This window comes from Paenibacillus sp. MT86 (assembly GCF_058792535.1).
The window spans coordinates 5099053-5111929 of sequence record NZ_CM179499.1 but is presented as its reverse complement, the minus strand read 5'-3'; the positions used below and the strand labels follow the sequence as shown (position 1 = coordinate 5111929).

The 12877-nt window shown below is 50.3% G+C and carries 13 protein-coding genes, 1 tRNA gene and 1 riboswitch; of the genes, 11 read left to right on the top strand and 3 right to left on the bottom strand.

The genetic code is table 11. The annotated features are described in order from the left end of the window. Positions 1 to 117 precede the first annotated feature (117 nt). From AC3RCL_RS23010 to AC3RCL_RS22990, 5 genes are all read left to right on the top strand, one after another. Positions 118 to 975 (top strand): helix-turn-helix domain-containing protein, encoded by an 858-nt coding sequence (locus AC3RCL_RS23010; protein ID WP_015736731.1) that lies wholly within the window; start codon positions 118 to 120, stop codon positions 973 to 975. Between the two features lie 313 nt (positions 976 to 1288). After that, positions 1289 to 3052 (top strand): glycerol-3-phosphate dehydrogenase/oxidase, encoded by a 1764-nt coding sequence (locus AC3RCL_RS23005; RefSeq protein WP_492532185.1) that lies wholly within the window; start codon positions 1289 to 1291, stop codon positions 3050 to 3052. A gap of 325 nt (positions 3053 to 3377) precedes the next feature. Further along, complete coding sequence (locus tag AC3RCL_RS23000) at positions 3378 to 4187, top strand: HAD-IIA family hydrolase (RefSeq protein WP_015736729.1); 810 nt, start codon at positions 3378 to 3380, stop codon at positions 4185 to 4187. A 70-nt stretch (positions 4188 to 4257) separates the two neighbouring features. Beyond that, a complete protein-coding gene (locus AC3RCL_RS22995) occupies positions 4258 to 4863 on the top strand; it encodes a glycerol-3-phosphate responsive antiterminator (RefSeq protein WP_015736728.1) in 606 nt (201 codons plus the stop codon). 42 nt (positions 4864 to 4905) lie between these two features. Beyond that, entirely contained in the window at positions 4906 to 5619 is a 714-nt protein-coding gene (locus tag AC3RCL_RS22990) for an MgtC/SapB family protein (protein ID WP_009593619.1), read from the top strand. 126 nt (positions 5620 to 5745) lie between these two features. Here AC3RCL_RS22990 and AC3RCL_RS22985 read toward each other — a convergent pair whose 3' ends face one another. Beyond that, positions 5746 to 6429, bottom strand: a complete 684-nt coding sequence (locus AC3RCL_RS22985) for a lysoplasmalogenase (RefSeq protein ID WP_375120492.1) — start codon at positions 6427 to 6429, stop codon at positions 5746 to 5748. 280 nt (positions 6430 to 6709) lie between these two features. Here AC3RCL_RS22985 and AC3RCL_RS22980 point away from each other — a divergent pair, with 280 nt between their 5' ends. From AC3RCL_RS22980 to AC3RCL_RS22970, 3 genes are all read left to right on the top strand, one after another. Beyond that, on the top strand, positions 6710 to 7690 hold the full coding sequence (locus AC3RCL_RS22980) for a copper amine oxidase N-terminal domain-containing protein (RefSeq protein WP_213579403.1): 981 nt from the start codon (positions 6710 to 6712) through the stop codon (positions 7688 to 7690). A gap of 134 nt (positions 7691 to 7824) precedes the next feature. Further along, positions 7825 to 7908: transfer RNA gene (locus tag AC3RCL_RS22975), tRNA-Leu, on the top strand. 179 nt (positions 7909 to 8087) lie between these two features. Then, positions 8088 to 8813 (top strand): WD40/YVTN/BNR-like repeat-containing protein, encoded by a 726-nt coding sequence (locus AC3RCL_RS22970; RefSeq protein ID WP_249732768.1) that lies wholly within the window; start codon positions 8088 to 8090, stop codon positions 8811 to 8813. Between the two features lie 100 nt (positions 8814 to 8913). On the opposite strand, the gene AC3RCL_RS22965 is transcribed toward AC3RCL_RS22970, so the two are convergent. Together AC3RCL_RS22965 and AC3RCL_RS22960 are read right to left on the bottom strand one after the other, a co-directional pair. After that, the gene (locus AC3RCL_RS22965; protein ID WP_090909398.1) at positions 8914 to 9105 is read right to left on the bottom strand and encodes a hypothetical protein; all 192 of its coding nucleotides are present in this window, start codon (positions 9103 to 9105) and stop codon (positions 8914 to 8916) included. Positions 9106 to 9276: 171 nt separating this feature from the next. Then, positions 9277 to 9876 carry a helix-turn-helix domain-containing protein gene (locus AC3RCL_RS22960; RefSeq protein WP_009593788.1) on the bottom strand — a complete coding sequence of 200 codons (600 nt, stop codon included), beginning with the start codon at positions 9874 to 9876 and terminating at the stop codon, positions 9277 to 9279. Between the two features lie 288 nt (positions 9877 to 10164). Continuing rightward, a riboswitch (purine riboswitch) is annotated at positions 10165 to 10264 on the top strand. A 74-nt stretch (positions 10265 to 10338) separates the two neighbouring features. On the opposite strand from AC3RCL_RS22960, the gene AC3RCL_RS22955 reads away from it, so the two are divergent. The 3 genes from AC3RCL_RS22955 to AC3RCL_RS22945 all read left to right on the top strand — a co-directional run bounded on the left by AC3RCL_RS22955 (position 10339) and on the right by AC3RCL_RS22945 (position 12726). After that, the gene (locus AC3RCL_RS22955; RefSeq protein ID WP_492536449.1) at positions 10339 to 11769 is read left to right on the top strand and encodes an NAD(P)/FAD-dependent oxidoreductase; all 1431 of its coding nucleotides are present in this window, start codon (positions 10339 to 10341) and stop codon (positions 11767 to 11769) included. A 205-nt stretch (positions 11770 to 11974) separates the two neighbouring features. After that, positions 11975 to 12262 carry a Dabb family protein gene (locus AC3RCL_RS22950; RefSeq protein ID WP_015736721.1) on the top strand — a complete coding sequence of 96 codons (288 nt, stop codon included), beginning with the start codon at positions 11975 to 11977 and terminating at the stop codon, positions 12260 to 12262. Positions 12263 to 12303: 41 nt separating this feature from the next. Then, positions 12304 to 12726, top strand: coding sequence for a DUF86 domain-containing protein (locus tag AC3RCL_RS22945; protein ID WP_009593787.1), 423 nt, complete (start codon positions 12304 to 12306; stop codon positions 12724 to 12726). Positions 12727 to 12877 lie beyond the last annotated feature (151 nt).

Here is a 12877-nt window from a genome sequence, read left to right as displayed (position 1 = left end):
CCTCTGAATTTACTGCATTACACTTTCGTATTATAATGCTTTTAGAGGAAGACGCCATGATAAACCGTGCTGTTTGTTTGTACAATTGTGCTGTCTTACTGGAAGGAGATCAGAGCATTGGACAAAACACTGCGAGAACCGATGACGATGCCGGATCCTCAGTTTCCGATCAAGGTTCATCGTTGCGAGTTTGATGGCCGGGGACAGGTATTATTTAATCATCACTGGCATGAGCATCTTGAAATATTATATTTTGTTTCGGGGGAAGCGACGCTGGAATGCGGCTCGACCACCTTTACCGCCAAGGAAGGCGATATGATCGTCATTAACCGGAATGAACTGCATTATGGCCTCAGCCAGTCGGACCATTTGTTTTATTATGCGTTAATCGCGGATTTTTCGCTGCTGCAGAGCCATTCCCTGGATGCGCCCGAGATGAAATTCATCACGCCGATCACCCAGAACCGGCTGATCTTCGAGAACCGAATCAGCGGGGCTGATGCGCTGGCGCCCATGCTATCCATTATCAAGGAGCTGGAACGGCAGGAATTCGGTTATGAGCTGGCTATCAAATCGGAGCTGTACCGATTGCTTACGCTCCTGCTTCGAGGTTATGTCGCAACGGTTCTGACGCAGGATGAATACGTCGAGCGGATGAAGAACGTCGAGCGGTTTGCACCGATATTCAAGTATATCGAGGAGCATTACCGGGAGGATCTGTCGGTGGAGCAGTTATCCGGCATGGCCGGCCTCAGCCGTTTTCATTTCAGCCGGTTGTTCAAGGAAATCAGCGGCCGAACCGTAACGGAGTACGTGAATGAAACCAGGCTCAACCGGGCGGATTACCTGCTCCGCGAAAGCCCGCTTACGGTATCGGAAATCGCGGCTGCTACCGGATTCAACGATATTTATTATTTCAGCCGGACCTTCAAGAAATATAAGCGGATGGCTCCATCGGCTTTACGGAAAAAGTGATCCCGGGGTTTTGCGGTTCTATCAGGTTCCATATAGACATAAATATAAAAGCGACATATAATGAGTAATCATATTGATTGCATAAAGCGGCGGAGACGACGGAGAACCCTTTTGCTTACATGCATACCGTATTTGGTATGCATTCCGAGCAGAAGCGGTTCTTTTTTTTTAGATTATTGAATGTAAAAGTTATCAGCGAAGCTGAACCCATTCGATAATCGCAAGAAAAACGTCCACTAAATGCGGTCTGTCTTCTGTGAAGGTACGTCGATAGATGTTTTTCTTATTATATGTTGAGAGAGGAGAATGTCAGGTGGACACAAGCTTATCCGCCAAGATGCGGACCCGTTATTTACAGGACATGTCGGCAAATAAGCTGGATGTGCTGGTGATTGGCGGCGGTATCACGGGGGCGGGCATTGCTTGGGACGCCAGCTGCAGAGGGATGAGCGTGGGCTTGGTGGAGATGAATGATTTTGCTTCAGGAACGAGCGGCAGATCAACGAAGCTGATTCACGGGGGACTCCGTTATTTGAAGCAAGGGGAGATCGGCCTGATACGGGAGGTGGGCTCCGAACGGGCACTGCTTCACCGCAGCGCTCCGCACCTGGTGGAGCCGATCCCCATGCTGCTCCCTATTTATAAAAAAGGCACCTATGGTTATTTTGCCAGTTCCGTCGGACTGTATCTGTATGATTGGCTGGCGGGTGTCAAGCGCAGCGAACGGCGGAAGATGTTTCGAAGGGAGAGCACCCTGGCCCTTGAACCGCTCTTTCGGAAGGAGGGATTGAAAGGTTCCGGTTATTATTACGAATACCGCACCGATGATGCGCGTTTGACGGTCGAAGTGGTAAAGTCTGCAAGGGCTAAGGGAGCGCACATCGCGAATTACGCCAAGGTGCAGGAATTTATATATCGAGGAGGAAAAGTAGCAGGAGCACAGGTGGAAGACCAATTGAGCGGGGAGACCTATGCGATATACGCCAAAAAAATCATAAACGCCGCCGGTCCATGGGTGGATCAGGTCAGGCTGAAGGATCATTCGCTCAAGGGCAAGCAGCTCCTCTTAACAAAGGGCGTTCACCTGGTGGTGGATCATGCCAAGCTTCCCGTACGACAGGCCGCTTATTTTGATGTGCCGGGCGGCCGAATGATTTTTGCCATTCCACGGGAGGGCAAGACATATATCGGAACGACCGATACTCTCTATAAAGGGGCGATTGAGACGCCCGGCATTACCGAGGAGGACCGCCGCTATCTCATCGATGCGGTCAATCATGCGTTTCCGGATGCAGGGCTGAAGCCAAGCGATATCGAATCCGGATGGGCGGGGCTGCGGCCGCTCGTTCGCGAGGAAGGAAAAGGTCCTTCGGAAATATCGCGAAAAGATGAGTTGTTTATATCCGATTCCGGGTTGATCACGATTGCGGGCGGAAAGCTGACCGGATTCCGGAGAATGGCCGAAAAGGTTGTCAACCTTGCTGCCAGACAGCTTCAGGACGCCGATGGCACCATCTATCCTCCCTGTACGACGGATCGGGTTCCGATAAGCGGAGGAGACCTGAACGGACTCACCTATGCGGAAGCTCAGGAGAAGCTTATTAAACAGGGCGAATCCCTCGGCATCAGGCACGATGACGTGAGGAGCCTTATGACCAGGTATGGTACCGATACCCTTGAACTGTTTAAACGGATCAAGGCTGCTTCCGACAAAACAGAAGCTGTCGGATTTAGATTGCTGCGTGCCGAAATCGAGTATTCCATCGAATGCGAAATGACGATGAGTGCCGTGGATTTTCTGTTAAGAAGAACAGGCTGGATGATATTCGACCGGCCCAAAACCGAGCGAGTCATTGCTTCCGTCATGAGCTTGATGGGAGAATACTTAGAGTGGGATCATGAGGAAGTCGACAGGCAATGGGAACTGCTGCAGGACCAATTGCAAGCGGCATGGGGAGTGGCGGAAGGCAGCAGAATAGAGCTGGCTGCAGCTCCGACGGATCGGGAACACGGCAATGAAACGGTCTCCGAAGAAGAAGCCGGGCATCCATCGGCCGTGTCGGCGATGAACCGATAAGGTTTATCATCATGATGATCTTGTCAAATGTAAAATGTGGATGTAGTATAACCATATAAAGTTATAGAGCGGGCAGAGATGATGAGAAGCCCTTTGCATAACGAGAATCTTTCATTTGTCATGAATGAAGGTTTCTTCCATGCAAAGCGCTTCTCATTTTTTTGTATCCGCAAGGAACCGCCGGTCCAGGGACTAAAGGACATGGCGCTGTCATATGTATACCTTACGGACAGGGGCTGGAGATATAACAGAGATATTTGACCAGACCTGTCCCATGACGTTTGCAGGCGAAATTACAGATTGAACATGCAGAGGAGAACGAGGTATGGATCATTTTGCAGGGTATATTTTTGATTTGGACGGAACGATTTATCTTGGGGCCGAGGCCATCGACGGTGCCGTGGAGACCATTCATTACTTGCAGGGACTGGATAAGAGGCTGTTGTTTTTGACCAACAAAACGATAGACTCTAGGGAGAATTATTTAAAGAAATTAGCGAAGCTTGGCATTCAGGTTGAATTGAATCATATTCTGAATCCCGCGCTTGTTACGATTCATTATCTTCAGAAGCATCATCCGGACGCAAAAGTGTACGTCATTGGCGAGGATATATTGAAGGATGAGCTCCTGGACAATGGGATACGATTCGCCTCATCCCCGGAGGAAACCGACGTCGTGGTCGTATCGTGGGATCGGGATTTTCACTACCGTCATCTGGATTTTGCATATCAGGCGATCAAGGGGGGCGCTGAGGTTATTGCTACCCACCCGGATCGAACATGTCCGATGCCTGGCGGTGATGTTCCGGATTGCGGCGGCATGATTGGTGCCATCGAAGGCACTGCCGGCATTACCATTACGACGGTCATGGGCAAACCCTCCGTCTTGACGGCATTGACGGCTCTTGATATTTTGGGAGTGAAGGCCGAAGATTGCCTGATGTCGGGGGATCGGCTGGAGACGGATATCAAGATGGGCAATCAGGCGGGAATGAGCACGGCTTTGGTGCTGACCGGGGTGTCGACCAAGGAGGATCTGATGGACAGCAGCGTGAAGCCCACCTATGTGCTGAATTCGGTTCACGATATTTATCTCAGCGGTACTGCCTTGCAGCAGGCAAACGAAGCACAATGACGAGTATCTACAAAAATATGCCGGGGCAACGGGAGAATTGGAGAGGTTGCGGCGGCAACGAGGTGAAGACATGAAAACCAGTGTTGAAGGTGCACAACGAATTTCGTATTGCTTGAAGCGTAAACCCATTATTACTTCATTAATGAATGCGGATGAACTTCCTGCCGTGTTATCGACCGAATCGAACATCGTATTTATTCTCAAGACCGATATTTTTATCATTGAATCGATCGTCGAGGAGATTCGCGAGGCAGGCAAGCTTTCGTTTGTGCATTTTGATCTGATTGAAGGGATCGGCAAAGATAAGACGGGAGTTAAGTACTTGGCTGAGAAGGTTGGCATCGACGGGATTGTCACGACAAAAAACACGGCGATTGTGGAAGCAAAGAAGCTGGGCTTGTTAACGGTTCAGCGTCTGTTCGTATTTGACTCCGTCTCCCTGGACAACGGGATCAAGATGATTAAGGCCTCCAATCCCGATGCCATTGAAGTGCTCCCGGGCATGGTGTGCCAGCGGATTATGGAACGTATTCGCGCAGAGGTGGACGTGCCTGTCATTGCAGGGGGGCTCATGATCGATTTGGAGGATTTTGATACGGCTCTAAAGAGCGGTGTAATCGGCATATCCACCTCCAGCAAAGAGTTATGGCGCTGGCAGGATGAACATATGGCATAACGAAGAGCCGCCTTACAAGATGAAGATGGGTGGAGATTAGGAATGGATGTGTTTCAACTGGATACGGAGACCATGCTGATGCGGCTGCTGTTCGCTGCATTGCTCGGCGGTTTGATCGGTTGGGAGCGGGAACGCCGGAATAAGCAGGCCGGGTTAAAAACCCATCTCTTGGTGGCCGTCGGATCGACGCTGATTATGCTGACTTCCATCTACGGGTTTGATTCTGCACTGATCAATCATCCCAATGCGAGGTTTGATCCTGCCCGGCTGGCGGCACAAGTTGTAAGCGGTATCGGTTTTCTTGGTGCCGGAGCCATATTGCGGCGTTCCAATCATATCATTTCAGGTCTGACCACGGCCGCCACTTTATGGGTGGCAGCGGCTATCGGTTTAAGCGTGGGCTCCGGTTTTTACTGGCCTGCGATCATCACGACAGCGATCGTTCTGGTCAGCACGCTGGTGCTGAATAAATTGGAATCGAGGTTTCTCTTTATCAAAAAGTCCGGCAGCTTAAAGATTATCATCGAGGCGGGTGACCGTCCGGTACATGTGAGCACGATTACGGAATTGCTGCAAAAGGCCAATATGACGGTGGAAGGCATGATCGTGAACAATGACACGACGGAAGACGATTCGACCAAGGTCACAATGGAATTCCGGGTATACTCGTTCAACAGCAAGGGAATTAACGGATTGTTCGAGCAGTTGTGGCAGGTAGAGGGGATTAAGCAGGTTCGCATGAACTGGCGTGATTGAGGACTCGGCGTTGCTTCGTTGCTTGATAGGGGAGTTATGGACCGACATATCATGGAACATGAAGCGGTGAAATGTCCTGTAAAAGCTGAGCCCGGGGGGAACCCGGACTCGGCTTTTTTTGGTTTTCTAATGGATGGCGGAAGCATTGAGCGACGAGTCGCCCCTGCTCCGCGCTTTCGTCCAGTTAAAAGCCGAGATGCTTCTGGCTATCAGAAACTGGGCTGCATAATACGTGGTCATGATCCATACGTTCGAATAAAGGATATCGGAAACAAACATGTTCCAGGACAGGATCGAGTCCGAGATGACAAAGAGCAGACTTCCAAGCATGGCTAACCGGTTTCCGGTCATGACGGAGGTCCAGAGCATGGTCGAAATGACCGCAATATAAGCGATGACGGGAAATATCAAAGCCTGCTCCCCATTTGAGTTGAGAGAGGTTACCAATTGAATGCCCATCCAGACGGAATAGGCCGCAATCGGAACGATGCTGAGGAGGCGGGGAAGCGAATATCGCCATTGTCCCAGAAAGCCGGCCGTATAGAACAGGTGACCGATCAGAAAAAAGGTAAGGCCGACGACAAACCAGATCAGCGTACCGTCACCGATCATGCAGAAGAACAGTCCCGATAACAGAAGATAGTGAACTTTCGTGGCACGGGGCGGGAATTGCCGATATGCAAACAGGATGATGAGCCACATGGGGATGAGCTTGAACAGCAGTTTGACGAGCATGGGCTCGGAAGGAATGAAGAAAATGTAAAGCAGACTCATGATCAGGATGAATAATGGCAGCAGATATCGTTTCAATAAGAATCCCCCCGGTAGAAATATAATCTCATGCTTAGACAAGTTCTTCCTCAGCGTCTCAATTCCTCTTTCCTGATCCTTGACTGTATAAAAGGTATGTTGAGTAAATATAAATGGGGGGTTAGGCATAGCGAACCTGGGGCGTGAGGGGAGTGCATATCCAGTGGCTGCACGGAGTAATCGGCAATTGCTTTATGGATGGGTCTATGGGTTATAGACATTTTATAATGGAAATGGAAAAAGAGATAGTGAACTGAGCAGAAGGAGGGGATAGTCTGTGATGAAGAAACGTCAAGGAGTGAAAAAGCTGCTGGCCGGTATGATGGCGGCAGCGATAGGGATCGCCGGTTTCCTGTTTGGAGGAGAAGAAGTTTGGGCTTCGGGCACATCTTCAGACAAACCTATTGAAATTAGGGTGAATGGCGGCAAATTGCTGCTGGATTCGCCTGCTTTTATTCATCAAGGGAGGGTGATGGTGCCATTCCGCGGCATTTCGGAAGCTATGGGTGCCGAGGTGCGTTGGAATCAAGCCGATCGGTCGGCGATCGTGAGCAATGGCAAACATACGACGAGTTATACCGTTGGGCATACCCGTGCCGTGAAGGACGGCAAGGTCGTGACCCTGGATGCTCCGCCTCTTCTCAGGGAGGGACGGGTTTACATCCCGCTCCGTTTCTCGGCTGAAGGGCTAGGAGGCAAGGTATCCTGGGATAACAAGGCTAAAGAAGCTATGATTTATCCGCTGCTCACGCCGAAAGAAGCAGAAGCCGCCCTGTCCAAAATCAGTGCTGAAGCGATCGCATTTTTGAAAAACAAGGATTTTGAGAAGCTGGCCGAACTCGCTCATCCAGACGGAATCACCTTCTCTCCGTATGCTTACGTCGACCGGCAGAAGGACGTAACGCTCAGCAAGCAGCAGCTGCGGCAGGGATTGAACAACGACGCCGTTTACCGATGGGGTGAGTTTGACGGCAGCGGAGAACCGATTTCGATGACTCTTGATGGCTATTACAAGAAATTCATTTATTCGCTGGACTTTGCGAAGGCGCCGTGGATCGGATATAACCAATCGAAGAGCGAAGGAAATACGGTGAACAATGCCAGCAGCCAGTACAGTGAGGCCGGCATCGTGGAGTATTATTATGATGGAGTTGATCCTGATTATGCGGGCATGGACTGGGAAAGCCTGCGGCTAGTGTTTGAGCGGTATGAGGATCGTTGGGTATTGTCCGGCATCATACATGATCAATGGACGATCTGAGACTGGCCTGATTAGTCGAAACCATGATGAAATGATGGTTTCGACATTTTTTTTGAAAAAATGCTTGCTTTTTAGATTGGGGCGTAATATACTCTTAATTACGGTGATCAACACGATCACGACTTACATAATATGCGGTCGTGGCGGAATTGGCAGACGCGCACGGTTCAGGTCCGTGTGGGCTTACCCCCGTGGAGGTTCGAGTCCTCTCGACCGCATCTATGAAGCAAAGCTGTTTTTCAAGTGGAATTCGACTTGAAAAACAGCTTTTTTCGTTCCTCTTCATGTGGAAATCGCGTTATACTGAATAGGAGTACCGTTCCGTATGAGGGTGATGGAATGGGACGAATAGCGTAAATAGCCGTTTTGGTATTTAGAACATAAGGGGTGTGATCGCATGATAAAACCTCGAAACAGGATGGGCTTTATGCTGATGATGTTGATCGCAGTCAGCGTAGCTGTCGGATGTCAGCCATCGGATAAAGGGAATGGGGCCGGGTCTTTGCCGACTGAGGCATTGGGAAACTCCCTCAAGGGAGATATTCCTGAGACAAAGCCGCCTTCCGGCACGGATGAAACCTCAGGCCATACGGATGGCAGCGCAGGAAACGGTTCCGCAGCAGACACGCAAGAAGATCCAGCGGCCGAACCCGATGTGGATTTATCGGATGTGACGGCAGTCCGGCTCGTTAATCATAACTCAGGCTGGATCGGCGGAGAAGGCTGGATTGCTTTTAGTGATGACGGAGGCACCGAATGGGAGGTTCAAGCTCAACTGAAGGGCACAGTACGCCAAATCTTTGCGCTGAACGGAAAGCAGGCCTGGACCGTGATGGAGAATAACGATCTGTACCGTACAACGGATGGCGGAGAAACATGGAACCGGATAGGAAGCACGCCGAATGCCGGCTTTCTCCATTTTATCTCGCCCGAAACGGGATTCAGCGGTCAAGCCAAAACCGAGGACGGAGGCAAGACCTGGAGCATTCAGGATATGCCGGATACGACCACCCGAGGCCATGACCAAAGAGCCGCCATTGACGGAGTCGTTCAACATTTCAAAAACGATGGCGTTAAGCCTGGGAAATGGTACGTTATAAACGAGACGAAGACCCATAACTAATCATATCAAAGCAGACCGGAAAATTACCGGCCTGCTTTTTTTGAGCTTATGCCTGAACGTTCAGCAAGAATCAGGCAGAACGACGAGCCTCACATGGTTTTTAAGGGAGCTCTTTGAATATTCTTCGGGAGCCTGCCCAAAGACCGGCTGCAATACCGAAAAAACCGAAGAGGGAAACCAGGACCATCAGATTGTAGGAGTGCCATCCGAGCAGGAATCCGATGCCGCTTCCCATGGTCGTTCCTGCCAGCAATCCCAGTGAAGCGCCAATTTCCTTCTGACGCAGCTTCATTGGTCAGTCACCTCATTCCTGGATGCTTTCGTATGCCCGATGTTACTTGTATTCCCTGAAAACCTCAAACTATGCCATGACACAAAATAAGCCCGGCTTGGCCGAATGGAGTCCGGCAAGCAGAGCATTTGTGTCAGATCATAAGTATGGTTATTGGTTTAACGGCTAGTTTTATCGGGACTCTTGCTTCAGTGCGCAATCTGCGAATAACACAGACTTAGGGATTCGAAAGAACTGTTCCGCTTTCTCCTGAAATGCTGCTGAAGGTACGGTGCCTTGGTGCAGCCATTTGCGGAACGTGCCGGGATGCACGCCGATCCAGCGGCTGACATCGCTCACCGACAAATCATGAACCATGCACAGGCCTGTCAGAATCCGATTGCTGACCGGAGAGCGTGTCAGGGTGCGTTTCATGAATCGGGAAGGCGCTGGCTGACAGATCAAGGGCGACTTGTCCAGCAATTCTTCTCTGAAGAGAATGTGGCGGGGATAACCCAAGTAGTCGCAGGCTTTCTCCAGGTTGTTTTTTCCGGGAACGCGTCCCTCATATACCCAGGCGCTGACGCTACGGGAGGATACTCCCAGTTCCTCGGCCAATTGCGACAATTTGATATCGTTGGCCATAAGTACGGCTAGCAGGACGCGGTTACGAATTTGGCAGCGGGTCGGCCGACGAAAGCGCTTGACTCGCACGCCTTTCCCCAAATATTTACGGTTGATCAGGGACCACGCCTCAATGGAGTGTTTTTCTTGCTGCAGTTGTGTAGGCATAATTCCTCCGATTTTTTTTAACACAATACTACAATATTCGACACTAGCTTTTCAATAGCCAATCACTAAACATTTGTTTCCATTTCGTTGTTACATGATTTATGGAGCCGGTGCGGTGGTTCGATAGACCTACAATGTGTATTTGGTCTTGTTGGAACATTGTTCGTATTTATATAAAAATTAACGATCATTCCCCTGTATAAATCGAAATTTATCGCAAAAGACGAACAATTTCAAATATTCGTATTGACTCATTCGTAATTCCGATTTATATTAACTATGGTTGTTGAAGAGAAAAATAGGCTTATTCGTATATCCCTGAAAATAAGGTTCAGGGGTTTCTACAAGGGACCTTAAATTCCTGACTACGAATAGGGTGCGCAAGCATACCTATTCGGAGCAGGGTTTTTTTGTGCCTGAAATCGGTGTGCGCAAACGACATCAAACACACAGGGGGATATGATGAGCAAATATGATGTTATCGTTGTTGGTGCCGGTCCTGCGGGAATTTTTGCATGTTATGAGCTGACATTGAAATCACCGGGCAGCAGGGTGCTGCTGGTTGACAAGGGACATGATATTTACCGGAGAAGCTGTCCGATTCTGGAGGAGAAGATTAAGCTGTGTCCTCCGGCGGTAGGCCGGAAGGAATTCGCCGGTTGCCTGCCGGCCTGCTCGATTACGGCCGGATTTGGTGGAGCCGGGGCATACAGTGACGGCAAATTCAACATAACCACAGAGTTTGGCGGCTGGATGACCGATTATTTGCCCGGATCCAAAGTCATGGAGCTCATTCAATATGTGGACGCCATCAACCTGGAGCATGGGGCGACGCCTGCCATTACAGATCCGACGACCCATGCGATCCGCGATATTGAACAGCGAGGATACGCAGCAGGCCTTAAGCTGCTTCGCGCACAGGTAAGGCATCTTGGAACCGAGCAGAATTTGGAAATCCTGAAGTCGATTTATGAATATTTAAAGACAAGGATTGATATGGCATTCCGGGCGGAGGTCGAGGACATCGTCACCGTCAAGGAGGACGGCACCCACCGCGTCACCGGTATCGTGATGAAGGGCGGAGAGGTCCATGAGGCGAATCTGGTGATGGTTGCCCCCGGCCGCGACGGGTCTGCCTGGTTGACCGGCATTCTTAAAAAACGCAGATTGAAAATGCATAATAACCAAGTGGATGTCGGCGTGCGCGTCGAAACCTCGGATGTGGTCATGCGTGAAATCAACGAGCATTTGTATGAAGGCAAATTCATCTTCAACACTTCGGTCGGGACCCGCGTGCGGACATTCTGCAGTAATCCTTCCGGCCATGTCGTGGTGGAAAACCACAGCGGCGTCATGGCTGCCAACGGCCATTCCTACAAGGATCCGGCATTGGGCTCGGCCAATACGAACTTTGCGCTGCTGGTATCCCATAAGTTTACGGAGCCGTTTGATAAGCCTAACGAATACGCGCGCGAAATATGCAAGCGGGCGAATGATCTGTCTAGCGGCGGGGTCATCGTGCAGAAATTCGGCGACGTGCTTCGCGGCCGGAGATCCACCGAGGGCAGAATCCGCGAAGGGTTTCTTGAGCCGACGCTGAAGGAAGCCGTTCCAGGCGATCTTGGCTTGGTGCTGCCATACAATACGATGAAAAGTCTGATCGAGATGGTTGAAGCGCTTGATAAAGTCACGCCGGGGATTGCGTCTGAACACACGTTGTTCTACGGCGTCGAGGCCAAGTTTTACTCCGCAAGGCCGAAGCTGTCGGATTCCTTCGAGACGGAGATCAAGGGGCTGTATTGCGGCGGGGATGGCGCCGGAATTACCCGAGGGCTTGCTCAGGCAGGAGCCGCCGGGGTCTGGATTGCCCGGAACATGCTGAACCATATTTAGCGCATAAATCCAAATGACCGGCTTTTTTAATAGGATGTTCATTCAGGAGCACGTTCTGGCGCCGTCCAGTAGGTGCTCCTGTTTGGTTATATCTGGCGAGCCTTGTATGTTCCTCATGTTCGTGGGAGCGATTTCTTTTTCCGGTCGAACGGGGTATGATAGATACGAGAGATTTACATATATGCTAGAGATGGAGGAACGGACGATGATTAAACATATTGTTTTTTTTAAATTGAAGGATCCAACCGCAGAGAATATTGAGAAAACCGTGCAGGTGCTGCGCGACATGGACGGGAAAATTCCGATGCTGAGATCCCTTGAAGCGGGTGCCGATGTGATCCGCTCCGAGCGCTCTTATGATTTGGCTTTGATCGTTGAAGTAGACAATCTTGAAGATTTGCAGGCTTATGCCGTTCACCCCGTACACCAGGAAGTGATCCAATACATCAATACGGTGAAAGATCATACGCTTAGCGTTGATTTTGAAGTGTAGGCGTAGATAGACTTACAACAACAGGCTGGAGGAGATTTGCGGTGTATTATGTGAATCAAGAGCAAATTGAACGGCGGCTGAACGCAATTCCGGACATTGCGGAAGGTTTGCGGGCCGCGGCGCAATCGTGGGACGGAGGCCTGGTGCTGGGCCTGGTTCAGGAGCGTGCGCTTCATCTGGCGATCGAGGTCGTCACCGATGTGGGCAGCTACCTGATCGACGGATTTATTATGCGGGATGCCAGCAGTTACGAAGATATCATGGATATCAATCATGAGGAAAAGGTGTTTCCGCAAGAGGTTCATAAGGTTCTGATGGAGCTGGTTCGTTTACGTAAGCCGCTCGTACAGGATTACTATGATTGGGACCGGCAGGCGTTGCATTCTTTAACGCCCGTACTTCCCGATGTGCTGGAGCAGTTTGCGGGAAACGTTCGCGAATATTTAAAGAACGAACTGTACTGATGGCTGCTTAGCTTTGCTTGAATGATATCTCCCATGCCCGCATGGGCTCGCTCATCCATATGACTCATGGAAGAACAGACCTTCAGGGAAGTCCTCTGAACGGTCTGTTTTTTGTTGAATTCGTACCGTTGCCGGCATGTTCCTTGAGCGT